Origin of the sequence: Rhodococcus sp. NPDC056960, from assembly GCF_042674125.1 — a bacterium.
In the GTDB taxonomy this organism is placed as follows: Bacteria; Actinomycetota; Actinomycetes; order Mycobacteriales; family Mycobacteriaceae; genus Rhodococcus_F.
On sequence record NZ_JBHURF010000027.1, the window covers coordinates 71,360 to 97,533 of the forward strand.

22 protein-coding genes, 3 pseudogenes and 1 riboswitch are annotated in these 26,174 nt (G+C 65.4%); of the genes and pseudogenes, 13 read left to right on the top strand and 12 right to left on the bottom strand.

The annotated features are described in order from the left end of the window. Positions 1-41 precede the first annotated feature (41 nt). From rarD to gcvP, 6 genes and pseudogenes are all read right to left on the bottom strand, one after another. Positions 42-986, bottom strand: a complete 945-nt coding sequence (gene rarD / locus ACFTWF_RS34490) for an EamA family transporter RarD (RefSeq protein ID WP_378465569.1) — start codon at positions 984-986, stop codon at positions 42-44. Positions 987-1,072: 86 nt separating this feature from the next. Further along, complete coding sequence (locus ACFTWF_RS34495) at positions 1,073-2,458, bottom strand: L-serine ammonia-lyase (protein WP_378465570.1); 1,386 nt, start codon at positions 2,456-2,458, stop codon at positions 1,073-1,075. Positions 2,459-2,462: 4 nt separating this feature from the next. Continuing rightward, complete coding sequence (gene glyA / locus ACFTWF_RS34500; RefSeq protein WP_378465571.1) at positions 2,463-3,731, bottom strand: serine hydroxymethyltransferase; 1,269 nt, start codon at positions 3,729-3,731, stop codon at positions 2,463-2,465. Then, complete coding sequence (gene gcvH, locus ACFTWF_RS34505) at positions 3,728-4,132, bottom strand: glycine cleavage system protein GcvH (protein WP_378465572.1); 405 nt, start codon at positions 4,130-4,132, stop codon at positions 3,728-3,730. The genes glyA and gcvH overlap by 4 nt, the downstream gene beginning before the upstream one ends. Positions 4,133-4,178: 46 nt before the next feature. Continuing rightward, on the bottom strand, positions 4,179-5,285 hold the full coding sequence (gene gcvT, locus ACFTWF_RS34510; protein WP_378465573.1) for a glycine cleavage system aminomethyltransferase GcvT: 1,107 nt from the start codon (positions 5,283-5,285) through the stop codon (positions 4,179-4,181). Beyond that, positions 5,282-8,120, bottom strand: a pseudogene (gcvP, locus tag ACFTWF_RS34515) (aminomethyl-transferring glycine dehydrogenase). The gene gcvT and the pseudogene gcvP overlap by 4 nt, the downstream one beginning before the upstream one ends. 171 nt (positions 8,121-8,291) lie before the next feature. Further along, a riboswitch (glycine riboswitch) is annotated at positions 8,292-8,385 on the bottom strand. Between the two features lie 215 nt (positions 8,386-8,600). Between gcvP and ACFTWF_RS34520 the strand changes: the two are divergent. The 10 genes from ACFTWF_RS34520 to ACFTWF_RS34565 all read left to right on the top strand — a co-directional run bounded on the left by ACFTWF_RS34520 (position 8,601) and on the right by ACFTWF_RS34565 (position 17,774). Beyond that, complete coding sequence (locus tag ACFTWF_RS34520; RefSeq protein ID WP_378465574.1) at positions 8,601-8,756, top strand: hypothetical protein; 156 nt, start codon at positions 8,601-8,603, stop codon at positions 8,754-8,756. A gap of 73 nt (positions 8,757-8,829) precedes the next feature. Then, positions 8,830-10,194: a Tm-1-like ATP-binding domain-containing protein gene (locus ACFTWF_RS34525; RefSeq protein WP_378465575.1), complete on the top strand. Its 1,365-nt coding sequence runs from the start codon at positions 8,830-8,832 to the stop codon at positions 10,192-10,194. 112 nt (positions 10,195-10,306) lie between these two features. Further along, a complete protein-coding gene (iolM, locus tag ACFTWF_RS34530; protein ID WP_378465576.1) occupies positions 10,307-11,470 on the top strand; it encodes a scyllo-inosose 3-dehydrogenase in 1,164 nt (387 codons plus the stop codon). Between the two features lie 43 nt (positions 11,471-11,513). Further along, positions 11,514-12,371 (top strand): creatininase family protein, encoded by an 858-nt coding sequence (locus ACFTWF_RS34535; RefSeq protein ID WP_378465577.1) that lies wholly within the window; start codon positions 11,514-11,516, stop codon positions 12,369-12,371. A 433-nt stretch (positions 12,372-12,804) separates the two neighbouring features. Beyond that, a complete protein-coding gene (locus tag ACFTWF_RS34540) occupies positions 12,805-13,416 on the top strand; it encodes a helix-turn-helix domain-containing protein (protein ID WP_378465578.1) in 612 nt (203 codons plus the stop codon). A gap of 45 nt (positions 13,417-13,461) precedes the next feature. Then, a complete protein-coding gene (locus ACFTWF_RS34545; protein WP_378465579.1) occupies positions 13,462-14,292 on the top strand; it encodes a mycofactocin-coupled SDR family oxidoreductase in 831 nt (276 codons plus the stop codon). A 35-nt stretch (positions 14,293-14,327) separates the two neighbouring features. After that, entirely contained in the window at positions 14,328-14,621 is a 294-nt protein-coding gene (locus tag ACFTWF_RS34550; protein ID WP_378465580.1) for a Dabb family protein, read from the top strand. A gap of 540 nt (positions 14,622-15,161) precedes the next feature. Continuing rightward, complete coding sequence (hisG, locus tag ACFTWF_RS34555) at positions 15,162-16,040, top strand: ATP phosphoribosyltransferase (protein ID WP_378465581.1); 879 nt, start codon at positions 15,162-15,164, stop codon at positions 16,038-16,040. 104 nt (positions 16,041-16,144) lie between these two features. Further along, positions 16,145-16,597, top strand: coding sequence for a GNAT family N-acetyltransferase (locus tag ACFTWF_RS34560; protein WP_378465582.1), 453 nt, complete (start codon positions 16,145-16,147; stop codon positions 16,595-16,597). Positions 16,598-17,108: 511 nt separating this feature from the next. Then, positions 17,109-17,774: a hypothetical protein gene (locus ACFTWF_RS34565; protein ID WP_378465583.1), complete on the top strand. Its 666-nt coding sequence runs from the start codon at positions 17,109-17,111 to the stop codon at positions 17,772-17,774. Between the two features lie 1,584 nt (positions 17,775-19,358). Here ACFTWF_RS34565 and ACFTWF_RS34570 read toward each other — a convergent pair. Beyond that, positions 19,359-19,688, bottom strand: a complete 330-nt coding sequence (locus tag ACFTWF_RS34570) for a WhiB family transcriptional regulator (protein WP_378465618.1) — start codon at positions 19,686-19,688, stop codon at positions 19,359-19,361. Positions 19,689-20,228: 540 nt separating this feature from the next. On the opposite strand from ACFTWF_RS34570, the gene ACFTWF_RS34575 reads away from it, so the two are divergent. Then, positions 20,229-20,507 (top strand): hypothetical protein, encoded by a 279-nt coding sequence (locus ACFTWF_RS34575; RefSeq protein ID WP_378465584.1) that lies wholly within the window; start codon positions 20,229-20,231, stop codon positions 20,505-20,507. A 28-nt stretch (positions 20,508-20,535) separates the two neighbouring features. Here the strand turns inward: ACFTWF_RS34575 and ACFTWF_RS34580 are convergent, their stop codons facing one another. Then, a complete protein-coding gene (locus ACFTWF_RS34580) occupies positions 20,536-20,799 on the bottom strand; it encodes a WhiB family transcriptional regulator (RefSeq protein ID WP_378465585.1) in 264 nt (87 codons plus the stop codon). A gap of 207 nt (positions 20,800-21,006) precedes the next feature. Between ACFTWF_RS34580 and ACFTWF_RS34585 the strand changes: the two are divergent. Further along, a pseudogene (locus ACFTWF_RS34585) lies at positions 21,007-21,771 on the top strand (PLP-dependent cysteine synthase family protein); the annotation flags it as partial. Between the two features lie 306 nt (positions 21,772-22,077). Here ACFTWF_RS34585 and ACFTWF_RS34590 read toward each other — a convergent pair. Beyond that, positions 22,078-22,635, bottom strand: coding sequence for a GNAT family N-acetyltransferase (locus tag ACFTWF_RS34590; RefSeq protein ID WP_378465619.1), 558 nt, complete (start codon positions 22,633-22,635; stop codon positions 22,078-22,080). Between the two features lie 37 nt (positions 22,636-22,672). Here ACFTWF_RS34590 and ACFTWF_RS34595 point away from each other — a divergent pair. Then, positions 22,673-23,130 (top strand): annotated as a pseudogene (locus ACFTWF_RS34595) (LLM class flavin-dependent oxidoreductase); the annotation flags it as partial. Between the two features lie 13 nt (positions 23,131-23,143). Here ACFTWF_RS34595 and ACFTWF_RS34600 read toward each other — a convergent pair. The 3 genes from ACFTWF_RS34600 to ACFTWF_RS34610 form a co-directional block, all read right to left on the bottom strand. Continuing rightward, the gene (locus tag ACFTWF_RS34600; protein WP_378465586.1) at positions 23,144-24,358 is read right to left on the bottom strand and encodes a hypothetical protein; all 1,215 of its coding nucleotides are present in this window, start codon (positions 24,356-24,358) and stop codon (positions 23,144-23,146) included. Between the two features lie 147 nt (positions 24,359-24,505). Continuing rightward, on the bottom strand, positions 24,506-25,489 hold the full coding sequence (locus ACFTWF_RS34605; protein ID WP_378465587.1) for a VWA domain-containing protein: 984 nt from the start codon (positions 25,487-25,489) through the stop codon (positions 24,506-24,508). A 253-nt stretch (positions 25,490-25,742) separates the two neighbouring features. Beyond that, positions 25,743-26,111 carry a CD225/dispanin family protein gene (locus ACFTWF_RS34610; RefSeq protein WP_378465588.1) on the bottom strand — a complete coding sequence of 123 codons (369 nt, stop codon included), beginning with the start codon at positions 26,109-26,111 and terminating at the stop codon, positions 25,743-25,745. Between the last annotated feature and the right edge of the window lie 63 nt (positions 26,112-26,174).

The window sequence follows — 26,174 nt, forward strand, 5'->3', positions numbered from 1 at the left end:
CTGATCGGCACATCGATCGAGGGTGTCACGCGTCGTCGGTGTCATCGAAAGGCCGGATCGCGGTCGTCGCGGCGTACCCGACGCGCCGAACGCAGCGTGACGACAGCATTCGCCGTGAAAACGGCGAGGGCGATCCAGATCAGGACGAAACCCGCCCACCGCGCAGGCGGCATGTCTTCGTGTACGACGAGTATTCCCCACGTCATCTGCATCCCCGGGGTCAGATACTGCAGTATCCCCAGGGTCACGAGGGAGACCGTCTGGGCCGCCCGTCCGAACAGCAGGAGCGGGGCGGCGGTGATCGGGCCGAGGCACAGCACGAGGAGGGTCTGTGCCGGACCGAAGGAGAAGGCGTGGGGTGCCCCGCTGAGGAGGGCCACCACCAAGATGGTGAGTGCGGCGGGGAGTGCGACCAGTCCTTCCGCGGTCAGACTCACTGTCGGCCGCAACGGGATGAGCTTCTTGACCACTCCGTAGGAGGCGAACGACATCGCCAGGGTCAGTGCGATCCAGGGCGGGCGACCGTAGTCGACGGTCAGTATCGCGACCGCAACTACCGCGAGTATCACGGCGCAGATCTGCACCCTGTTGATGGACTCCTTGAACACCACTACCCCGAACAGCACGCTGACCAGGGGGTTGATGAAGTAGCCTAGTGCGGCCTCGACGACATGGCCGGTGGCCACGGCGAACACGTACATTCCCCAGTTGGTCGAGATGAACAGTGACGCGGCCGCAACCATCCCCCAGGTGCGTCTCGGTAGTCCCTTCAGCTCGCCGAGATGTCCGGCGAAGCCCAGTACGGCAAGCATCAACACGACGGTCCAGACAATCCGGTGCGCCACGACCTCGAGCGGCGACAGGAACGTCAGGAGCCCGAAGAACGCGGGAAACGCGCCCCAGATGGCGTAGGCGCCGAGGCCGGCAAGCGCACCCGAGGGGGAGGTGGAAGCCGAGGTAGCCCGGAGATTGGTTGGGGAGGTCACCGCAATAGATCCTTCTGTACAGGTAGGCGATCGGCCCACCCCCCCCATAATTGGACGAACAAGCCGTGAGGAGTGCTGGCGCTTAGTCAGCACTCGACGACGTTGACCGCGACGGTCACGGCCAGGCCGCCGGTGGAGGTCTCCTTGTACTTCGAACTCATGTCCAGCCCGGTCGCCCGCATGGTGGCGATGACCTCGTCGAGACTGACCCGGTGGGTGCCGTCGCCCCGCATGGCCATTCGGGCCGCGGTGATGGCCTTGTTCGCCGAGATCGCGTTGCGCTCGATGCAGGGAATCTGCACCAACCCGCCGATCGGATCGCAGGTCAATCCGAGGCAGTGCTCCATCGCGATCTCCGCGGCATTCTCCACCTGTTGCGGTGTGCCCCCGAGGATCTCCGCCAACGCGCCCGCCGCCATGGACGCGGCCGACCCGACTTCGCCCTGGCACCCGACCTCGGCACCGGAAATGGATGCCTGCTGCTTGTACAGCGCCCCGATCGCACCGGCGGTAAGCAGGAACCGCAGGGCGACGTCGTCGGGATCCTCCCTGCCCGCGGCGGTGTAGTGGGTGGCGAAGTGCAGAACGGCGGGAATGATGCCGGCGGCACCATTGGTCGGTGCCGTCACCACGCGCCCGCCGGACGCGTTCTCCTCATTGACGGCCAATGCCACGAGATTGACCCAGTCCTCGGCATGCTCGGGCGACTTGTCCGGATCTTCGTCCCGCAGTCGCTGATGCCAGGTATGCGCGCGGCGCCGCACATTCAGGTTGCCGGGCAGGTTCCCGGTCCGCTGCATTCCGTTGTCCTGGCACTGTTCCATCACATCGCGGATATGCAGAACCTCCTTGACGATCTCTCGTTCCGGACGGAGCGTGAGTTCGTGCTGCATCATCACGTCGCTGACAGGGAGCCGATGGTGCTCGGTCAACGCCAACAGTTCGGCGGCGGTGGAGAAGGAGTAGGCGGACGACGTGTCCTGCTCCGGCGGCCGATTCTTCTCCTCTTCGGAGACGATGAAGCCACCGCCCACCGAGTAGTAGATGCTCTCGAGCAGGTCACCGTGGGTATCGGAGATCGCACGGAACTTCACCGCGTTCGGGTGGTAGTCGAGAACGGTCAGCGGCCGTTTGATCAGGCGCTCTTCGTCGAGGGAGATCAGGTGCGTTCCCCCGAGCCGGACCCGACGGTCGGTGCGCTGTCGTGCGACGACACGCTCCATCTCGTCGACTTCGAGGGTGTCCGGGTGCAGCCCCTCGAGCCCGAGAAGGATTGCGGTGAAGGTGCCGTGCCCGGCCCCCGTCGCGGCGAGCGACCCGTACACCTCGACGTGGACCTCGTCGATGTAGTCGAGGACCCGCAGCGAACGGAGTTCACCGGCGAAGCGCGCGGCGGCCCGCATCGGCCCGACCGTGTGAGAACTCGACGGGCCGATGCCGACAGAGAACAGGTCGAAGACGCTGACGGTCATGGCATCACAATCCTGGGTAGAGCGGCCGGCTCTGCGCCAGAGCGCGGACCTGGTCGGCGAGGTCGGACAGGTCGGCGTCGTCCTCGGCGATCAGGGCACGCGCGATCAGGTCGGCGACCTTCTCGAAATCGGGGGTGGTGAAATCGCGTGCGGCCAGGGCCGGAGTGCCGATCCGCAGACCGGAGGTGACCATCGGGGGGCGAGGGTCGAACGGCACCGCGTTGCGGTTGACCGTGATGTCGATCGTGGCGAGACGGTCTTCGGCCTGCTTGCCGTCGATGTCGGCGTCACGCAGATCCACCAGGACGAGGTGGACATCCGTACCGCCGGTGAGCACCGTGATGCCGCGGTCCTTGACGTCCGCGCGGGAGAGCCGCTCGGCAAGGATCGTCGCACCGTCCAGGCACCGCTGCTGGCGCTCGACGAATTCCGGCTGCTGGGCCATCTTGAATGCGGCCGCCTTCGCCGCGATCACGTGCTCGAGCGGGCCGCCCTGTTGGCCGGGGAACACCGCGGAATTGATTTTCTTCGCGATGACCGAATCGTTGGTCAAGATGATCCCACCCCGCGGCCCGCCGAGGGTCTTGTGCGTCGTCGACGTCACGACGTCGGCATGCGGAACAGGTGAGGGATGCAGGCCGGCCGCGACCAGGCCCGCGAAGTGCGCCATGTCGACCATCAGCAGGGCACCGACCTCGTCGGCGATCTGCCGGAACCGGGCGAAGTCGATGTGACGCGGATACGCGGACCAACCGGCGATGATCAGCTTCGGCCGGTTCTCCCGGGCAATGCGGGCGACCTCGTCCATGTCGATCAGGTAGTCAGTCTCGGAGACCCCGTACGCGACCACGTTGTAGAGCTTGCCGGAGAAGTTGATGCGCATGCCGTGGGTGAGATGCCCACCGGCGGCAAGGGACAGGCCCAAGATGGTGTCGCCCGGGTTGATCAAGGCGTGCATGACCGACGCGTTGGCGGTGGCACCGGAATGCGGCTGCACATTGGCGAACTGGGCCCCGAAGATGTTCTTGATGCGATCGAGGGCGAGCTGCTCGATCTGGTCGACGTACTCGCAGCCGCCGTAGTATCGGCGGCCCGGGTAGCCTTCCGCGTATTTGTTGGTCAGCACCGAGCCCTGCGCCTGCATGACCGAGATCGGCGCGTAGTTCTCCGAGGCGATCATCTCGAGACCCGTCTGCTGACGGTCGAGTTCCTTTCTGATGAGGTCGGCGACGTCGGGGTCGAAGTCGCTCAGCTCACGCGAGAGGATGCTCATGCGTCGACTCCGTTCTTCTCCGCATACTCGGCGGCGGTGAGCAATTCGCCGGCCTCGGACGGCAGGACGGCGAACAGCCAGCCCTCGCCGTAGGGGTCCTTGCTGACCAGTTCCGGGTCGTCGACCACGGCGGTGTTGACGATCGAGACGGTTCCGGCGACCGGCGGGTACAGCTCGGAGACCGTTTTGGTCGACTCGACCTCACCGCACGCCTCACCGAGGGTCACCGTCGATCCCACCGTCGGGAGTTCGAGGTAGACGAGGTCACCGAGGTTGTCGACGGCCACCGCCGTGATGCCCACCCGCACCGGGTCGGCGGGCAGGGAACACCCGGGTTCGACGGCTACCCACTCGTGCTCGTCGGTGTAGCTGAGGTTTTCGGGAAGGGAGATCTCGCTCATGGCTTTTCGCCTTTCGAAGAAGCTGGAATCGGTCGACGTGGAGTCGTCAGGACCGCGTGTAGAAGGGGGGCTTGACCACGGTGAAGGGCAACTTGCCGCCGCGAACGTCGACCAGCACCGTCGAGCCGAGTCGGCTGCGGTCGCTGTCGAGGTAGGCCAACGCGATCGGGTAGCCGAGGGTGGGGGAGAGGATCCCCGAGGTGACGACCCCGATGGCGGAACTCGGGTCGTAGGCGTCGTGCACCGCATACTGCGCCCGTGCCGCCCGCTTGCCTGTGCCGACCAGCCCGACCAGCGTGCGCGCAGGTGCCGTGTCGGCGATCTTCTGCAGGGCCTCCGATCCGACGAACTTCTTGTTCAGGCGCACCACCCGCCCGAGACCCGCCTCGAACGGGGTGATGTCGAGGCTGAGTTCGTGCCCGTACAGCGCCATCCCGGCCTCGAGCCGCAGCGAGTCCCGGCACGCGAGACCGGCGGGAACCCCGCCGGCGCGCACCGTCGGCTCGAGCAGTGCCCGCCACAGCTCCACGGCCCGCGCGTTGGGGACATAGAGTTCGAATCCGTCCTCACCGGTATATCCGGTGCGTCCCAGGAGAATCGGAATCCCGGCGACGGTGGCGGTCGTGGCCGCGTAGTACCTGAGCTCCTGCACCGTGGACGCCTCCGCGGTGGGGACCAGGGTGAGCAGGATCGATTCGGCGGCCGGGCCCTGCAGGGCGATCAGGGCGGTCGTCTGCGAGCGATCGGTGACCGCGACGTCGAATCCGGCGGCGCGCTCGGTCAGCTCGGCGAATACGGTGCCGGCGTTGGACGCGTTTGCGACGACGAGAAACTGGTCGGCGCCGAGCCGGTAGGCGACGAGGTCGTCGATGACGCCGCCGTCGTCGTTGCAGATCAGCGAGTACTTCGCACGGCCCGGCGCCACAGCGGTGAACTCACCGGCCAGGGCATGATCGAGGAACGGGGCCGCATCGGGGCCGGTGACGTCGATCTCGCCCATGTGGGACAGGTCGAAGAGGCCGGTCACCGACCTGACCGCATGATGTTCGGTCAGGTCGCTGTCGTACTTGAGCGGCATCTGCCAACCGGCGAAATCGGTGAAACTTGCTCCGAGGGAACGATGCTCGTTTTCGAGGGGAGTGGCGAAACTCATGCGAGGACTTCTTCTCTCGTATCGGTCGATGAGGGGGCTTCGAAAGCTTCGGGTGCGGGGCACGAGCACACCAGGTTGCGGTCGCCGTGTACTCCGTCGATCCGTCGGACCGGCGGGAAGTATTTGTTCTCGCGCAGCGAGGGCACTGGGAAGGCGGCCTCCTGCCGGGTGTAGGGCAGCGTCCACTCGGTGGTGGTGACCTGGGCGGCGGTGTGCGGGGCCTGTCGCAGCGGGCTCGATTCGAGTGGCCAGGTGCCGTCGGCCACCCGTTGGATCTCGGCGTGGATGCCGATCATGGCGTCGATGAACCGGTCGAGTTCCTCGAGGTTTTCCGATTCGGTGGGTTCGACCATCAGGGTTCCGTTGACCGGGAACGACAGGGTCGGGGCGTGGAAGCCGTAGTCGATCAGCCGCTTGGCCACGTCTTCGGCGGTCACACCGGTCTGCTTGGTCAGGGCCCGCAGATCGAGGATGCATTCGTGTGCGACCAGATTCCCGTCGCCGGTGTAGAGCACCGGGTAATAGGGCGCGAGCGCGCCGGCGAGGTAGTTGGCCGACAGCACTGCGGTTTCGGTGGCCCGGGTGAGTCCGTCCGGTCCCATCAGCGCGATGTAGGCCCAGGATGCCGGCGGAGCCGTAGTTCGCCGCGGAGACCGGGGGGCCGGCGGGATCGGCCGCGAGCGGGTCGGACGGCAGGAAGGGGGCCAGATGCTCTCGCACGGCGACCGGTCCCACACCGGGACCGCCACCACCGTGCGGGATGCAGAAGGTCTTGTGCAGGTTCAGGTGTGAGACGTCGCCACCGAATTCGCCCGGCCGGGCCAGGCCGACCAGTGCATTGAGGTTGGCCCCGTCGATGTATACCTGCCCACCGGCGTCGTGGACGAGTTCACACACGGTGCGGACATCGTTCTCGTAGACACCGTGGGTAGAGGGGTAGGTGAGCATGATGGCGGCGATCTCGCCGCTGTGCCGGGCGATCTTGGCGCGTAGATCGTCGAGGTCGATGTTGCCGTTGGCGGCCGTCGCAACAACCACCACCTGCATGCCGGCGAGCACCGCGGAGGCTGCGTTGGTTCCGTGCGCGGACTGCGGAATCAGGCAGACGGTGCGGTCGGTGTCACCGTTGGCGGTGTGATAGCCGTGGATGGCGAGCAGGCCCGCGAACTCCCCCTGGGAGCCGGCGTTCGGCTGCAGCGAAACCCGGTCGTAGCCGGTGATCTCACTCAGCCACCGTTCGAGGTCATCGGTGAGCTCGCGATAGCCCTCGGTTTGGTCGGCCGGCGCGAAGGGGTGGATACCGGCGAACTCCGGCCAGCTGATCGGCTCCATCTCCACCGCGGAGTTGAGCTTCATGGTGCACGAGCCGAGCGGAATCATCGTCCGGTCCAGGGCGAGGTCCTTGTCGGACAACTTGCGCAGGAATCGCTGCATCGCCGCTTCCGAGCGGTAGCGCCGGAACACCTCGTGCTGGAGGAACGCCGAGGTCCGGGCCAGTGTCGGCGGAAGGTAGGAGGTGTTGACGGGAGCCAGGGCCGCACCGAAGGCCGCCAGGACCCGCTCGACGATCTCGCCGGTGGTGTGCTCGTCGCAGGACACCCCGACGTGGTCGGCGTCGATGTAGCGCAGGTTGATGCCGTCCGCGTTGGCGGCGCGGACGATGACACCGGCCCGGTGCGGGACGTGGGCGACGACGGTATCGAAGAAGTTCGAGTGCAGGGTCTCGATGTCCGCGGCGTGCAGTCCCGCGGTCAGGTGCGCGGCGTGCGAGTGCACCCGCCGGGCAATCGCGCGCAGTCCCTCGGCGCCGTGATAGGCGGCGTACATCGCGGCCACGTTCGCCAGCAGAGCCTGGGCGGTGCAGATGTTGCTGGTCGCCTTGTCGCGGCGGATGTGCTGCTCGCGCGTCTGCAGCGCCAGCCGGTATGCCGGTGTGCCGTCGGCGTCCTTGGACACTCCGACCAACCGGCCCGGCAGCATGCGTTCGAGACCGGTGCGGACGGAGACGAATCCGGCGTGCGGGCCGCCGAAGAACAGCGGAACACCGAACCGTTGGGCCGACCCGACGGCGATGTCCGCCCCCTGCTCACCGGGGGAGGTGACCAGGGTCAGCGCGAGCAGGTCGGTGGCCACCGTGGTCAGGGCGCCCCGCCGGTGCGCCTCGGCGATCGACTCGCTCAGATCCCGCACCCCGCCGGTGACCGACGGATTCTGGTAGACGACGCCGAAGAAGTCACCGTCGGGCAGGCCGCGGTCGAGGTCGGTCACGACCAGCTCGATGCCGACGGCGTCGGCTCGGCCGCGCAGAACGGACAGCGTCTGCGGGAAGCAGCCGGCGTCGACGAGGACTCGGTTCGAGGCGGTCTTGTCGGCGCGGCGCATCAGCAGGACGGCCTCGGCGACGGCGGTGGCCTCGTCGAGGAGCGAGGCACCCGCGACCGGGAGGCTGGTCAGCTCTTCGATGACGGTCTGGAAGGTCAGCAGTGCCTCGAGTCGGCCCTGGGAGATTTCCGGCTGGTACGGGGTGTACGAGGTGTACCAGCCCGGCGCCTCGAGGATGTTGCGACGCAGAACGGCGGGAGTGATGGTGTCGTAATAGCCGAGGCCGATCATCTGCACCCGCGGCCGGTTCTTGCCGGCGATCGTCCGTAGGTCGGCCAGCACCTCCTGTTCCGCGCGGGCGGCAGGCAGGTTCAGCGGTCGCGCGGTCCGGATCTGGGAAGGGACGGCACGCGAGACGAGGGCGTCGAGGGAGTCGTATCCGAGGACCTCGAGCAGTTGCGCGATCTCGGTCTCGGACGGGCCGATGTGCCGGTCTTGGAACGCGGGTGCGATGTCGGGATGGGACACGGAGGACCTCCAATGGTCGGTTCTGCTCGACTCGACGTCGAGCGCAGAGCGCGGCCCTCCCCGATCTGTCCTGTCACCTGAGAGATTATGCACCCCAACAGCATTGGGTCGCTCTTCACGTTCGGTAAGCGTTCGCGACGCTTTCTCCAGAGTTGCCTCTGCGTATCAGTACTGGGCCTGAGAGATTCCCGGGGAGGAACTTGCTCCTACGGCGGCCCCGCCTCGGCAGGGCATCTCCTGACACGCATCGAACGGCATGTGCAGTTGTTGTGCGCCCCGTCACTGTACCCACAATGTTCGGAGTTCCGCACGCCAATTGGTAACAATCGAGAAAATTGTACGGAATTCCGCTCATTTGAGGCGATCTGTTCTTGTGTTCGCGGGTACGGTGCGGCACTCTGGGGAACGAGCGTCGGGCAACCGCCCACGCTGTTCGGCATTCCGATCACAACCCGAGGAATCGCCATGGCAGTGACCAGCGACGGCCGCAAACGTCTGCGTCTCGAGGTCCGCAACGCTCAGGCGCGCACGACGAACCTGAAGTACGCCCCGGTGACCGGCCTCAGTCTCCAGCGTCCGGATCGAGCGGATTTCCGATCGAAACCCCGAACAAGACATTAGTTCGTTCGGAATGCCGATCAAAAATTGCCAAACACTCTTGATTTGTTCGGCAGACACGTCTAACGTTCTTCTCATGACAAGCGCAAGGCGGCCCGGCGCCGCGAGGAGCGAAGCGGCTCCGACCGTCGTGGTCATCGGCACTTTCGACACCAAGGCCGCTGAACTCGGAGCCCTCAGTGATGAGATCGAGCGGCTCGGTGGGATCGCCATCATGCTCGACACATCGGCTCGGACGGCGCAGCGTCCCTCGGACGCGGTGATCGGCACTCGCCGCTTCATCGACCAGGCAACGGTCGCCGCCGCGGCGGGAAGTTCGATCGCCGCGATCAGTGAACTACCGCGCGGTGAGGCCGTCAGTGCCCTGCGGTCGGGAGTCAGTCGCCTCCTGAGCACGATGGTCGCCGAAGTCGAGATCGACGGCGCGGTGTGCATGGGAGGGGCCGGGACGCACATCGCCGGCCCTGCCCTGCAGCACCTGCCCTTCGGCTTTCCCAAACTCATCGTCTCGCCGCTGGCCTCGGGAAACAGGACCTTCGACCCCTACGTCGGAATCAGCGACATCGCCGTTCTGCACTCGGTCGCCGACATCATCGGCATCAACTCGGTGACCAGCGAGATCTACCGATCGGCCGCCGGCTACATCGTCGGTGCCGCGGCCGCCGCCGCGCCCGCCGCGCCGACCGTCAGTGCCGGTCAGCGTCCGACCACCGTGGCGGTGTCGATGAACGGCAACACCACACCCGCTCTCGAGCGGGCCCAGAAACACCTCGAAGACAAAGGCTTCGGCTTCGTCGCCTTCCACGCCAACGGCACCGGTGGCCGGGCACTCGAGAACGCTGTCCAAGCGGGCCAGGTCGATGCGGTCATCGATTTCACGACCACGGAACTGAGCGGCCACCTCATCGGCGGCCTGATGGATCCCGGTCCCCACCGGATGGAGGCGGCCGGCAAGGCCGGACTCCCTCAGGTGCTCGTTCCGGGCTGCGTCGACTTCATCACTTGCGGCAAGCTGGCCGACACCCAACGACAATTTCCGGGACGCACCTACTTCGGGCACAACCCCGAACTCACGCTGGTGCGGCTCACCACATCCGAAATGATGAGGGTAGCAGAGACATTCGCGGCAAAGGCCAACAACAGTGTCGGTCCGACCCGGGTGTACGTCCCCACCGCGGGCTTGTCGGTGCCCAACGCGCCGGGCCAGGTCTTCTGGGACCCGGAAGCCGACCGCGCCTTCACCACGGTGCTCGAATCGCGCCTCGAGCCATCCATCGAACTGACCAAACTCGACGTCCACATCAACGATCCCGCCTTCATCGACCACATACTTGCAGATTTCGTTCCTCTGCTCGACAGCCGTGCCCATCACGCACTGCCCGCCGCCCTGGCGGAGGCATCCATCCCCACCCCCACAGGAGGTAGCTATGCCCATCGGTAAGGATGCCGTCGTTACCTCGTTCGGCCACAACATCTTCCAACACAAGAACCCCACCGCCTGATAGCCGCATACTCAACCATCCGCGAGTGAACACGATCGATCGGAGGCACCGATGAAAGCAGTAGTTCTCGAAGCCGAGTGGGCCCCGCGTGCATCTGCACGCATCTCGGACCGCGACGCAGAACGCCAGTGGGCCCGCATCGCCAGCGATGCGTACCGTAACCCGTCGGTCGACCTCCGGACGATCGCCGACCCCGGCGAACCCGGTCCCACCGAGGTCGTCGTCGAGGTCGGTGCCTGCGGGCTGTGCGGCTCGGACGTGCACATGTTCGAGACCGACGACGAGGGGTACATGCTGCTCCCGTACCACCTCAAGGCCCCGGTCATCACCGGGCACGAGTTCGCAGGCAAGATCGTCGCCGCCGGCAAGGATGTCACCGAACTGCGTGTCGGCGGACTCGTGGCCGTCGAGGAAATCCAGTGGTGCGGCAACTGCCGCGAATGTCGCGGCGGGTACTGGAACCAGTGCCGCAACATCGAAGACCTCGGCTTCACCGTCAACGGCGGCTTCGCCCAGTACGTCAAGGTGGACGCCCGCTTCTGCTGGCCCCTGGACGCAGTCCTCGACCGATACGGCGACGAGGAAACCACCCTCGAGGTCGGCGCCCTGACCGAACCGACCAGCGTCGCGTACGAGGGCATGTTCACCCGGGGCGGTGGCTTCAAGCCCGGTGGTGCGGTGACGGTGTTCGGCGGCGGACCCATCGGGCTGGCCTCTGTCGCACTCGCACAAGCCGCCGGCGCCTCGAAGATCTTCATCGTCGAGCCCATCGCCGAGCGTCGCGAACTCGCCCTCGAGCTCGGAGCGACGCACGCCATCGACCCGATCAACGAGGACGCCGCCGACGCGGTGCTCACCGAAACGCGCGGGAACGGCTCGGCCATGGTCGTCGAGGCCAGCGGAAACACCAAGGCCGTGATGCGCGGCGTCGAAGACACCCTCGGAGTCGGCGGCAAGGTCATCGTCGCCGGCATGGACGCCAACGCGGCACAGATCAACCTCATCAACATCCAGCTCAAGGCCGGCTCCTTCTACGGAACCGTCGGACACTCCGGAACCTGGGACTTCCCGAACGTCATCAACCTGATGGCCGCCGGGCGAATCAACATGGAGCACGCCATCACCCGCCGATTCCCGCTCGCCGGGCTCGTCGACGCCATCGACGAAACCAAGCAGCGCGGCAACGGAAAGATCCTGGTCAAGCCCCAGCTCTGACCACTACCGACACCTGTATCGAACCCTCTAGAAAGGCCCTCTCATGACCGAACTGCACTCACGCCTGATCACCGACCTCGCACCGCCGGACATCCAGAAATACCTCGAGACCGACGACACCATCCTCATCCCGATGGGCGCGGTCGAGATGCACGGCTACCACCTGCCCATCGGCACCGACATCTACAACGCCATGGAGGTCTCCAAGCGGGCAGCCGAGAAGGCCGGCGTGCTCTACGGACCGCCGATCTGGACCGGCTACAGCCCGCACCACCTCCGCGAAGCCGAGAACGGCATGGGCACCATCACCTTCCGTGGAGACACCGTCCGCGGCATCATCTACGACACCGCCCGCTCGCTGATCCACCACGGCTTCAACCGCATCATCTTCGTCAACGGCCACACCTCCAACACCAAGGTCACCGACGAGGTCTTCCGCACCCTGCGGTACGAGACAGGTGCACTGCTCGGCATGTTCAAGCCTTACGGTGAGCGCTACCTCGGCATCATCGAGGACCTGATGGAGAACACCCCCGAGGAGACCGCCGGCTGGCACGCCAGCGAGCAGGAAACGTCGATCATGATGGCGTACAAGCGCGACAACGTGAAGCTCGACCGCGGCCTCGACACCCGCGCCCAGGCTCCCGAATGGCTGCCCGAGTCCTTCAAGAAGGTCGACGCCAGCCCCGACGTCGAGTTCCAGGGCTACGAGTACTTCTACTTCCCGATGGAGCACCAGGAGATGGCCCCGCACGGAGTCATCGGCAACCCCTTCCGGGCGACGGCGGAGAAGGGCGAACAGATCTTCGACCGGTTCTCCCAGCACCTGGCCGACGCGGTCGGTGAGCTCAAGAAGGTCAAGGTCGACATCACCCAGCGTGAGTACATCCTGAAGGCCTGACCCACCCCACCCCTGCACCAGCGGCAGTCCACGGAGATCCCTCGGCCGGTCCGGACTCCCTGGTGTAGGGGCGAGCCCCTCGGGGCTCGGAACCCAGTTTCCGGGTAGGGCGATGTCGTCCTCTCGCCCTACCCGGGTTTCCACCTCCCGCAGTGGCCGAGATTCCGAACAAGTTCACAGAGGACTATCGGTCGCTCCCGACCGTCGGCCGGCGAGCTACCACCTTTGAGTTGTTTACTACCATAAGGATTCGGTCTGCGTAGACGGCGAACGCGATCCAACGGCTGTGTACGCGATGTTCGCCAAACCGAACGCTCCGACGTAGACTGGACTCGGCCCGAAGTAACCTTCGGCACGGTGAGGAAGCCCGGCCGATGCCGCGCAGGGGCGCCCTTCACCGGCGGTCCAGGTGTCAGAAGAGATGGAGAGAAAGATGACGGACGTGACGGATGATCCGGCGGATGTGGGTTCGATCGGTGACAGGCTGCGAGCGCTGCGCACTGAGCACGGCTACTCGATTCGCGCGCTCGCCGAGCGTGCCGAGATCTCATCCTCCGTCATCAGTGAGGTCGAGCGGGGAAAGACCGAACCGTCGATCTCGACCCTCAAGCGTGTTGCCGCCGCGCTCGGAACCAGCATCACGTACTTCTTCACGGCGCCCTCACAAATGAACGGTCACGTGATCCGTGCCAAGGAACGGATCACCATCAGTCCGGCCGGCGACAACGGGCACGAGGCCCGCACCTCGATGAAGGCCCAGGGCGTGCATTTCGAATTGGCCTCGCCCAATGAATCGGAGGTCCTCGAGGCCATCTTCGGTCGGTACGAGGTCGGTGCCAGCACCGGCGACGAGCTGTACAGCCACGAAGGCGAGGAATGGGCGATGGTCCTGAAAGGACGCTTCAAAATCACCCTGGCCGACGAGGTGTACTTCCTCAACCCCGGTGACTCGATCTGGTTCCAGAGCACCACTCCCCACAAAATTGAAAACGTTGCAAACGAAGTAAGCGAATACATCTGGATCGACACGCCGAAATCCTTCTGACCTGACATCAGAAGACCCGCGTGTCCGAAAGCGGAGGAGAAATCAATGGGAAAGCTCGACGGCAAGGTCGCCTTCATCACCGGCGCCGCCCGCGGTCAGGGACGATCGCACGCGGTGAAGCTGGCTCGAGAAGGCGCCAACATCATCGCGGTGGATATCTGCGCCCCCGTGGAGTCCGCTCCCTACGCCATGGCCTCCGCTGACGACCTGCAGGAAACGGTTCGCCTCGTGGAAGCGGCCGGCGGCAAGATCGTCAGCCGGATCGCCGACGTCCGCGACCTGGCGGCACTGTCCGCGGCCGTCGACGAAGGCGTCGAACAGTTCGGGCGCCTCGACATCATCCTCGGCAACGCCGGCGTCTGTACCTACGGCAAGCTCGCCACCATGTCGGAAGAGCAGTTCGACGAAATGATCGAGATCGACCTCACCGGCGTGTGGAAGACCGTCCGGGCGGGCGCCCAGGCCATGATCGACGCCGGTAACGGCGGATCGATCATTCTCACCAGCTCCACTGCCGGCCTGCGCAACCTCAACGAGATCGGACACTACGTCGCCGCCAAGCACGGCGTCACCGGACTCGCGAAGGCACTGGCCAACGAGCTCGCACCGCACAACATCCGCGTCAACTCGCTGCACCCGAGCAACTGCGAAACGATGATGATGACCAACACCGGGGTGATCAAGATGTTCCGCCCCGACCTCGAGAACCCCACCCTCGACGACGCCAAGGACGGCTTCGCCTCGATCCACCTGCTCGACACCCCGTGGGTTCAGCCCGAGGACGTCTCGAACGCGATCCTTTTCCTGGTGTCCGACGACGCCCGATTCATCACCGGCGCAGCAATTCCCGTCGACGCGGGCATGCTCGCCAAGTAGCCCACGACCGAATAGTTCCCAACAGAGAGGACGAAATGCCGTTCACCCATGTCGTGACGTTCCGGTGGGTACCGAACCAGCACGACGTCGCCGACGAGGTACGCCGGTCACTCGAAGAACTGGTCCACTCCCTTCCCGGTGTGCACAGCTACCTGTGTGGCTCGGACGCAGGCCTCACCCCCGGAAACTCCGACTTCGCGGTGGTCGGCACCTTCGCCAGCAAAGAAGACTTCCTGCACTACCGGGAACACCCCGAGCACCAACGCATTCTCGAGGAACTGATCGTCCCCAACCTGGCCGATAAGGATGTCGTTCAAATCGAACGATGACTACGGGTACTGGTAGGGGCTGATCACCCGCAATCTGCCCCTGCCGGCACCTGCACTCGGCAGCGAGACGATGACGCCAGACGACCGAGACCTCCTCGCCTTCGCGACGAATGGCCGCTCTACGGAGGCGACCCCGGCGAAGTGACGATGCCGACCTTCGGATCGACCCGGCCGCAGTACCTGCACCCCGTAGACAGGGCCCTCACGTGAGCTCGCCGCCACGCAGATCGCCGCGCGCACCGGTCTACGTGAACTGCAGCTCACGAGCAGTTCAGAATCGACTACCTACTCGATCCGAAGTCCAGCAACACCGTTCCCACCCGGACGACGGGGCGGGGCGAACTCGGCATTAGTGAGAACCCAGTGCGCTTCCACGTCACGAGCATCCCGAAGAAGCTCGATGTCGGAAGTTGGCGAGAGGACACGGCGACACTCTTCGAAGAACTGCACTGACACGGCACCCGGCCATGCACGGACCCAAGAGCGCACGCCACCAGCGACCGTTGACCAGTACACCGAGTCCGCCCGAAAGGACCACAGATGCTTCGCGTCGCAGTTCCCAACAAGGGCTCGCTGTCCGAGTCCGCCGCCGAGATCCTCAACGAGGCCGGCTACCGCCGTCGCACCGACTCTCGCGACCTCACTGTCCTCGACCGCGCCAACTCGGTCGAGTTCTTCTTCCTGCGACCCAACGACATCGCGATCTACGTCGGATCCGGTGAACTCGACCTCGGCATCACCGGCCGCGACCTCGCGCGGGACTCCGGCGCTCCCGTCAGCGAGCGGCTCGCGCTCGGCTTCGGCCGCTCCACGTTCCGGTACGCCGCCCCCGCGGGCCAAGACTGGAAGGTCGAGGACCTCGCCGGACTCCGGATCGCGACGTCGTATCCCAACCTGGTCCGGGACGACCTCGACGCCCGCGGAATCAAAGCCTCGGTCATCCGGCTCGACGGCGCCGTCGAAATCGCGATCCAACTCGGGGTCGCCGACGCGATCGCCGACGTCGTCGGCTCCGGCCGCACGCTGCGCCAGCACAACCTGGTCGCGTTCGGCGACACCCTATGCGATTCCGAGGGCGTGCTCATCGAACGCACCGGGTCGGACATCGACGACCCCGCCCGCAACCAGCTCGTCGAGCGGGTCCGCGGCATCGTGTTCGCCCAGCAGAACCTGATGCTCGACTACGACTGCCCGAAAACCATCCTCGGCGAAGCCCTGACGATCACCCCCGGAGTCGAGTCACCCACGCTGTCGCCGCTCGCCGACGAGAACTGGGCCGCAGTGCGGTCGATGGTCCCGATCACGGGACACAACCGGGTGATGGACCAACTTGCCGCTCTCGGCGCCAAGGCCATCCTCGTCTCAAACATCCGATCCTGCCGCGCGGTCACCGACAGATACGCCTCGGAGGAACAATGATGAAAACGACTGAACACGGGAACGTACGCCGCTCACAGATAGAGAGCGCTACTGATAGCCGAGTGCTCAGAATCCTCACCGATGCAGTCCGCGTAGGAGTGCGGATGGTGAGGGCCGCCGCGGCGACGGTGCTTGACGTGGCCCGGCACCTCTATCCCGAACCGCTTGCCCCCGCGGACGGAGACCCACCCCTGACTGGGTCCGTGACACCCGCAGTCGATCTCCGTCGCGACGCCATCAAGCGCACAGCGACAACAGCTGCAGTACTGGACAATCCGGCGCGGGATCGATTCGATCTCTGGGTGGGCGACGAACTGGTAGGTGTGCTCGGCTACCTCAACGAGCACGACATCGCCGCCCGGGAACCCTCCGATCGGCGCGGAGTGGCGTTCATGCACACCATCATCGCGGAGGACTGGGCCAGGCAAGGACTCGCAGCTTTCCTCGTTCGCGAAGCGTATGGCCATGCGCGCAAACGTAACTGGACGGTCCGACTTGTCTGCAGCTACGCCCGGAGCCTCGCCCTCGACCATCAGGCTCACGAAGTACAGGCGTAGCCACGTCGCGGATTTCAGGTGGCCGGGGTCGATCCCGGCGTAACTGTGCTCGAGCGGAGGGCTGCCGACTGCCCCTCACGGGTGCGGATGAGTAGACACAACGAGGCATTCGTCCCTCGCGGTCATCTATCGGGGCTGCGTGAGCTGCTTCGCAGAGTCGAACCGACCGAAGATCGCCGCCATGTCCTTGATCAGCGGAATGAATGCCTTCCTGGTCCGTGGAAGCGAACTGCCCAGCGTCATGCCGGGCAGTAGTTCAAGGATTGCAAATCCGAACACGCAAAGTCGATGATTCTCAAATATCCGTCTCTAGGATCGGAATACCGAACGAAAATGCCCATAAGGGGTTGATCTGTTCGGCAAACCGGGCTATCGTTTCAGTCAAGCTACTTCGCAAGAATGACATCTAGTCCCGGCGCGTGAAGCGCGGGATCGTCCGCCATGACGGACAGCCAAATCCCCCCCCAGCCGATCGCTGTCGCGGCGATCCACGATGCAGACAAGGCCAAAAATGATCGAGCTAATTGCCATGCTCACGCACAACGACAAGACCGTTGACAACGCAAGGGAGGTCTTCGCGCAGTCCGTCGATGCACCCACGCAGCACTGGGGGTTCAAGGACACCGGCCTCTCTTCTCCAGAACTGGCGCTTCTCGCGCGAGACATGAAGGACGCGGGTAAGACTGTGCACTTCGAGTCGCTGGAGGAGGAGGAGTCACGCTGCGTGGCCGCGGCCCAGTTCGCGATCGACAACGGGTTGGACTTCCTGATCGGCATGGCTTTTCACCCGTCTGTCGCCGAGCTGCTTGCAGAGGCAAACGTGGGGTACCTGCCGACCTGTGGCGGCCGCAGTGGAATTCCGCGGATGCTTCACGGCAGCATCGCGGACATCGTGGGAGATGCGAACCGTATTCGCCCTCAGGCCGATGGGGTTGCGCTGTCGCTGTACCGATGGACTGACGGCGATCCCGGGCAACTCGGAAAAGCCTTCACCGAAGAAGTCAAGTCTCCTGTCGTAGTCACCGGCTCAATCAACAGCACCGACCGAATGGACGAGATTGCTCGTCTGTCTCCGTGGGGCATCACAGTTGGCTCCGCACTGTTCGACGACGTGTTCGGGGTCGGGAGTTTCGCGGCCGGTCTGGAATGGATGCGAGACTACTTCGACCGCGTCTGACCGGCACCTCTGCGGTCGTAGGGACCCAGGGCCCAGATGCGCCAAGGCGCTCTGGGTTGGGGCCCTACCCGCCCCGCGGCGTCCACACACGATGAGCGCTTGCCACTGTCGGAGCCGGCCTCGAACTCGGTCAGGCCATCGACCGCATCCGGGCTCACGGGTTCGATGTCGTCCTGATCGCCCGCAACCGGACAACGCTCGACAACTCGCGGACACGCCCTTGTCGGAAGTCGCCAGTATAGATAATATTCGATTTTGTAGTTGAAAACATGCTGTGGCACAACATGAATGGGGCCAAAAATAGATCTGTCTACTATTCACAGGTAGCGGTTACGATGACCCATCGTGAAAGTCCCCAGCACGTTCCATGCCCCAAGGGCTGGTTAATGCTGCACGTCGTAGAAATGGCTCTGCTCAATTCCTTTGCCGCTCCGAGAGGCCTCGGGCGGGGGACCGCTCTAGCGCGAATTCAACGATCGGGCCGTGTATGCGGTGGCGAGTCGGTGACTGCATTGACATGGAGTTCGTTTCTGAAGTCTGCTTCCGATCGATTCCGAGAATCTGTACTTCGACCGGCTTCCTCCTGCGCGACCCCGCTGCCGCGGTCCGTTGAACCTACTCCGCAACCCGCTGTCGGGCAACGGTTTTTGTGGCTCGAGTGGGATTGAGAGGCGGCGGGGGCGCGGAACGGGCCGTCTCGGGTACAGCCGATGCGAGCCGTCCTGGCGTGGGTCGAGGGGGTGTCGAATTGCACGCGGCAATCTCGGCGTGCTTTGTTGACCGGTCTATCGCGGCGGATCACCCGGCGGCGCCATGGGAGGTACTTGCGGCGGTCGAAGAAGCGGGCGGTGGGCATCTCTTCCGGGACGCGGTGCCGCGGGTTGAGGCGGGTGACGCCGATGCGACTGCGGGCAATGCGCAGGCGGCGACGCTAGAGTCCGCCGGTTGCGCGATATTTCCACCGCCGTCCATCGCACCGAGCAGTGGCAGTTCGGCAGGGTGATCGCGGTGATCGAGCGCTGCGCGCCGCACGCACCGGATCTTCGCGGATCTGAGGAAGAACCGGATGGCATGGCATCGTGGGTTCGTCCGAGGCTTCGCGATCCGCCCCTACATCCTGCTCGCCGGGTTCACCCTCGCTGCGTTGAACCTGCTGATTGCACACGCGGCCACCCGGCGCGGAACGCTCGACTGTGAGGAACGGTTCCTCGGCGAACCGGAAACTCGAACGCCTACCCCGAACGCGCCGTCGCAGTCCCTGGTCCGTTCACGCGTCACGCGTCACGCAGCATTGTTGGCGGCCTCAGGACCGGGCAGACGACCATCCCGCCCCACCGCCGGAATCCGCGGCTCCCGGCGGTCGAGCATGACGACCACAGAAAATGACCAACGACGCCCGTTCACCCACGCCCGGCGCCGACCCCGGCACCCCGCCTACCGGGAACTCTCGGATACGGGGGGTGTTCACCCGTTAGGCCTACTGTGTTCACCTATTGGCCCGCGATCGACTCGAGCGCTGCTTCCTACGCGTGGTAGCCCTTGACTCCGGCTTCTCGCGGATTTCCGGTCTGTGTGCGGCGCGTGTCAGTGCTCGCCGCGACGACGGGTGCGGGTGTGCCGTCGACGGTCTGCTTCGGTCATACCACCCCAGATTCCGTAGGGTTCGCCGTTGCTGAGGGCATGGTCGCGGCACTGGGCGAGGACGGGGCAGTCGTGGCAGATCTCGCGGGCGCCCGATTCGCGTCGGGCCCGGGCGACGCCGCGTTCTCCGTCGGGGGAGAAGAAGACCGACGATGCGATTCCGCGGCACGCGGCGCGAACCTCCCAATTCCCGGGGCGGGTGCAGACCTCGTAGTCCGGTGTCGGTGGGTATGTGTCGTGCGCGGGCACTGCCGTTCCTTTCGTCCCGAACAGTGGAACCGTGAACAGATCCGCACGCCAGGAAAACCGTTGGTGATGTCGTTCGTGTGTTGCTTGTCGGCTACGCCTCGTACCAGATAACAAACCGGGCACCCTGTTTTAGAGGTATACCTGATCTCCCGACGTCGACGCCACTCGGTCGGGTGTCCAGCAGTCCTCGGGTGTGGTGCCGACCTCGGGCTCGTGCGCTGTCCCGGAGGCGGGGAGCGGTGCCGACTCCGAAGGCATTCCCGGGAAATGCCCCGATACGCGCGCACATCCTTCACAATGGCCACCGAAAGAGCTTGACGTGCAACGTATTCGAATCCTCTGTTGCTGTAGGGAAATTTGAGACGTAGGAGACCCGATGCCCGTTTCGTCACAGATGTTGTTGCAGCACGTTCAGGACCGCACTACCGATCTGCGCCGATGGTTGGATACCGGTGGCAACGGTGCGTCTCTGAACGCGTACCTTCGCGACGAACCTGTCGACCATCGGTGGGTGGCCACCTATGAGCGACTCCGGCTCGACCTGCTGCGGGCAGTCGGGTGCGCATGCCCTCCTCAGTCCGGGCGCGCGACGCCGACCGTGGGGCGCCCGCCGCACGGCCGATGAACCGGAATCAGCGCCGGGCGCTGGAGCAGGTGCGCGACACCTGCGCCATGCTGCACAGCTTCATGGACACCGACTTCGTGGACACCGATCCGGGCGACCAGCCCCTGGAACGGGTCCATTCCGCGACATTCCATCAACTCACCGACGACCTCCTCGACGCCGTGACCGCCGCAGAGTCGGCGGGCGTCCCCGAACACCTCATTTTCGACAGTATGTGAGGCGAGCGGCGGGTGCGGGACCGTTCTCTCACCGGCCGAGTCGTGCGAGCCGTTCACCCGGTGTCGTCGCACCCCAGACGCCGTGCTGCTGGCCGGTCTGGAGGGCATACGCCAGGCATTGCTCCACCACCGCGCAGCCGCGGCAGAACTCCTTGGCGAGATCTTCCCGCTCGGAGCGCGCGCTCCTGCGTTCGGCGTCCGCCGGGAAGAAGATCTCAGTATCTTCTTTCCGGCACCGCGCAGCCAGTCGCCACTGCCACAGCTCGGTGTCGTGAGACTGCAGTGTTGTCACGAGTGTCGACATCTTTTCGACTACCCCCTTCGCTCTGGGTCGGCCCGTAGTACAACCCGATCGGCACGTCCGCAGAAGGATTCGAATCTCCGGGATTCCGGGTGCCGGGCCTGGTCGGGTGAAGATCTGATCGGCGTGACGCGAATCCTGTTGTTCGACGGCTGCTCTTGCGATGCTGACCGAGTGACCGCCGGCATCTCCGCCACCGTGTACGCCAAGCTCGAATTCCTCAACCCCGGCGGAGGAGTGAAGGATCGCGCCGCCCTGGCGATGATTCAGGCGGCGGAGGAATCCGGAGAGCTCCTGCCCGGGTGCACCGTCGTGGAGGGCACGTCGGGCAATACCGGGGTCGGGCTGACGTTGGTCTCGGCTGCGCGGGGCCACCGTTCGGTCGTCGTAGTGCCGGACAAGACGAGCGTCGAGAAGATCGCGTTGCTGCGGGCCCACGGGGCGCGGGTGCATGTGACGCCGGGCGGCCGGCCCAGCCACCATCCCGAATTCGTGCGCAACGTCGCCACTCGTCTGGCGGCGGAGATTCCGGGCGGGTGGCTCGCCGGACAGTACGACAACCCGGCGAATCCGGACGCGCACCGCGCCACGACCGGACCGGAGATCTGGCGTCAGACTCAGGGGCGCGTCCCCCATTTCGTGGCCGGTGTCGGGACCGGCGGGACCATCACCGGGACGGGGGAATTCCTGACGAAGGTCTCCGGCGGGGCAATGCAGATAATCGGAGCGGATCCCGATGCCTCCGTCTACGGCGGGGGAGACGGACGGGCGTGGTACATCGAATCCGTGGGCCATTTCCTGCACCCGCAGACCGAGCGCGACGAGTGGCCGGACTCGTACCATCCGGACGTCGTCGGTCGAATCGAGCGGATCCCGGACGTCGAGGCCCTGACGGTGCTGCACCGCCTCGCCAGGGAGGAAGGCCTGCTCGCCGGAGGGTTCGCCGGTACCGCGGTTGCTGCCGCCCTGCGGGTGGCGCGCACTCTCGGTCCGGTCGACGCAGTGGTCGTGATCATTCCGGACTCGGGCCTGGCCTATCTGGCGAAATACTTCGACAACGAGTGGCTGGGACGGCTGGGCTTCCCGCTTTACCACGCCGTTGCCGAGGCGCGCGACGTGCTCGCGGATACCCCGGAGGCCTCACCCGTCCTGCTGGCGCGGCCGGGCATTGGTCCGGTCGTGGTCGCGGAGATCCTGGGGTCCGTCAGCGGCGCGACCCTGGCGGGGGTTCCGGACCACGACCCGGTCAGCGTACACATCGATCAGCCGTCACCCGTGGTCGAATACCTTCTCGAAGCAATTCGAGAATGGCAAGATCTCGTAGGGGGAGAAGGTCGGAATCCGGGAGTAACCACTCTTCTCGTACAATCGCACAGCATCCGGTTGCCGGTCGCCGGTCTGGAGGATCAGTCGAGGTCGTGCCGCGTTCACAGCGGCATCTTCGACCGCGCGCAACAAGGCCGTCGACACACCGGTTCCGCGATGCTCGGGTTTGACGAACATCCGCTTCAACTCCAGGTCCTCGCCGTTCCACCGAAGGGCGGCGTGGCCCACCGTTTCTCGGGCGTCGGTATGCACGGCATACGCCACCACCGTGAGGAACACGGACTGCGGGTCAACCGCATTGGTGGTTGCGCGGTCTGCCGTCGAAACCCGGTCGGAGTATCGCGGCCCGACCTCCGCGGCCATGGCTGCTCGCAATGCCTCCGCGTCGGGATCGAACCACGACACTTCGCTCACATGAAGGGTCGAGATCGTCAGTTCAGAGGGCATGTACCTTCTCCGTCGATGAAACCGATTATCCGGTCGATAATCCATCAACCGCATCCCGGCATCGACAGTTGAAATCACCGTGACGTCAATACGGCTCTGGACCGAGGAGAACGTCACGTATCGGGGCAATATTTCCAGGTCGCCGATTCCACGGTGCTGCATCCGACGTGGCCGAGCGTGTCGCCGCTGCCGAGGCCGACGTACAGCTTTTCTGGGGTGCGCTACTCGATGGAGTGCGGGAACGGATCGAGCGGTTGCGGTCGCTGAGCGAGAAACTCGGCCGAGAGCATGTGCCGCGGGAGTTCGGTCTGCGGATCACCACCTTCGTGCGGGACACGACCGCGCAGGCATGGGCCGACGCCGAGGCGAAAGTGGCGGAGATGGCGAACTATGGTGCAACTCTGCGAAATTCGAGTCGCAGGATCGCCGGGGGGACAGCAGCGACTCCTCGATCTGGTGGCGCGTGGCGACGTGCTGGACGACAACCAGTACACCGCACCCGGAAAATTCGGTGGCGGCGGAGCCGGCACCACCTGGCTCGTCGGATCTCGCGGTGTAGTTCTCACTGAAGCTCGGTCAACAGGGCGGTGAGGGTCTGCGCCTCGACGGTGGGGTCGGGTGTGCTTGCTCGCACCGCATGAAGGACGGCGTCGATTCTTCCGTCGACGACGCCCCACGCGGTCTGGTCGGCGGGACGGAGGGTCGCCTCGTCATCGTCCCACGCAGTTTCGAGGTCCGTGATCCGCGCCTCGGCGTCAGCCTGCTGCCCGGCCTGCACTTTCGTGAGCGTGTCTCGGGCGATGGCGCGGAACTTCGCGACCTCTGCCGGAGGGAAATGTGCGGTCACCTGACCTGCGTCGAGTGTTGCGGTCACCGACAACGCACCGGATTCCTCCTCGTCGCTCGCCACGGCCGCGTGCGGCTGACCGGCCGCCCACCCGAGCAGAACGACTGTCGCGACCGCGATAGCGGCGTAGTACCCGAGCGTGATTCGCTCGCGGGCCGGCCGTGCGGTGGCGGCGGGCGTCGGGGTCCGTTCGGGTAGTTCGATGACGTCGCTGTGGGTGAGGGTGAGGTAGCCGACCGTCGCAAGGATTGCAACGAGGAATACCAGACTGGTCAGGGCGGTGCCCCACCCGAGACCGTGCTCGGCTGACGGGGAGGCCAGCCAGTCGCCGAGGTTAGCCCCGAGCGGACGAGTGAGGATGTAGGCGAGCCAGAACGACAGCACGGCGTTCGCGCCCAGTCGCCAGCCGATCGCGATCAAGGCGATCAGGCCGGCCGGTAGGAGCACCGATGTTCCCGGCCCCCAGCCGGTGAGCTCGAGTGTCCAGTCACCTGCGGCCGTGCCGAGCGCGAAGGTGACCAGCACTGCGAGCCAGTAGAACAACTCGCGGGGAATCGTGACGATGCTGTGGATGGACAGTGTCCGCTCGCGGGCGTACCAGACGCCGAAGACGACGGCGAGCGCCGCTGCGAAGATGCTCGTGCTCACCGCGAGCGGAACACCCAGGGCATCGGTGAGGATGTCCGTGTAGAGCGTGCCGGTCACGCTCAGCACGACGACTGTCAGCCAATAGGCAATCGGCACGTACCGGTCCAGGCACAGTTGCCATCCCAGAACCGCGGCAAGTATTCCCGTGAAGATGAGAGCGGTCAGGGTCAGACCGACACCCAGGGTCATGTCGATCCAGTCGGCGAAGCTTTCACCGACGGTGGTGCACAGGATCTTGATGACCCAGAACCACACCGTGATCTCGGGCACCTTACTCAGCATCGTGCGCCCGGTCGTGGCAGCCGCAGACCGCGTCGTCTCGTTCACAATGCCAGACTGTAGGGATCTGTGGCTGAGCGCACGCTGAGCGCTGTGATACGCCCAGACCTGGTGGTGACCCGCTTCGTCGCTCGACGACGGGCCGGGTTCTCAGGCCAGGCGCCGGCTCATGGCGAGGCCGGTGGCGGCGGCCGCGGCGACCAGTGTGGAACCGAGGATCAACCAGGGCCGGCTGGCGTCGCCGAGTTGGTTCTCGTAGCCGATCTGCTGCTGGAGGTCCTGGTAGCTGGCATCGAGTTCGTCGGCGGTGGTGGCCGTGAAGAACGACCCACCGGACAGGTCGGCGACCTGCCGAAGGGATCCGTCGTCGACGGGGACGGGGACGCTTTGGCCTTGAATGTCGACCGTGCCATGGGCGGTGCCGAAGGAGATCGTCGAGATCGGGACATCCTTCTGATTCGCCAGTCGGGCGGCGGTGAACGCACCGCGCGGGTCGTCCAGGGCGGCGGGCTCGGTCTGTTTGCCGTCCGACAAGAGGACGATCCGGGCCGGCGGCGGGCCGCCGTCGCCACCGCCGAGCACGCTACCGAGCGTGTCGATCGCCTGCAATGCGGTGAAGATCGCTTCCCCGGTAGCGGTCCGCTCGGCCAGTTGGAGGTGGTCGAGCGCGCCTGCGACGGCGGCATGGTCGGGAACGGGAGAGACCAGAACCGATGCAGTTCCCGCAAACGATTCGAGACCGAGATTGATTCCCGGGGTGAGGGTCTCGGCGAAGTTCTTCGCGCCCGCCTGCGCCGCCGCGAGACGCGTCGGTGACACATCCGTCGACCGCATCGACAACGACACGTCGATCACCAGCATCACCGTGGCCCTATTGCGTGGAACCTTCCGGGCGGCGGTCGGCCCGGCCAGCGCGACGGTCAGGAGCAGCAGCCCGATCAGCAACAGCGCGGTGGGGACATGCCGGGCCATGCGGGGTCGGTGGGGTGCCACGCTGTCGAGCAGCTCGAAATTGGTGAACCGCAAGAACCTTCTGCGCCTCTGCCGCTGCACCCACAGGTACCCGGCCAGCAGAGCCACGATGACCGCCGCGAACAGCAACCACAACGGTGAAGTGAATCCGGACAAGCTCATTCCCAATCCTGCCGTCGCGGATTCGAGCCGGACGGTCGTTGACCCCTGCGCCCGTGGATACGGCGTGTCGAACCCGGCCACTGTGGAAACACTGAGAGCCGGTGGTCCCCGGCCCGCACAGTGTGGTGCTGTGATTGTGCCGTCGGCGGAACGTGGGCACCCGCACTTCGCCGGCGGCCCTGGCGCCACTGGCTGCAGCCAGTTCAGGTCCCGGCGGCGGGACCGGGTTGCTCGGGGACTACCGTCGGGGACATCACTCGACCCGGTGGTGGTGGAACTGGCCGCCGTCCCCACCGTGGGAGATCAGCACAATCGCCGCGATCGCGTACAGGACGACAGCCAGAAGCAGGAGGGCACCGAAGATCCACAGCGACAACTGCCCGAGTTTGCGGACCCGGCGCGAGGCATAGAGAGCGCCGTCGGTGTCGCCACCCGCCCACAATGGATACACCTCGAACGCGTGGTGAAACGCAGAAAACGCCAGCGGCCAGAAGAACAGCAGTGATGCCACCGCCCAGCCGGCATTGTTGCTCGGTCGCGACTGCGCCACGGAACTGCTGCCCGTGACGGAAGGGGGGCGTTCCGGCTCGTCTCGTGCGGGTTCGGATTGCGACGACTCCATGATGACAAGTTCCCGTCCCTAGAAGGATCGCCTCCGAACGTATGCGGAGTTCGTTGAGAAACC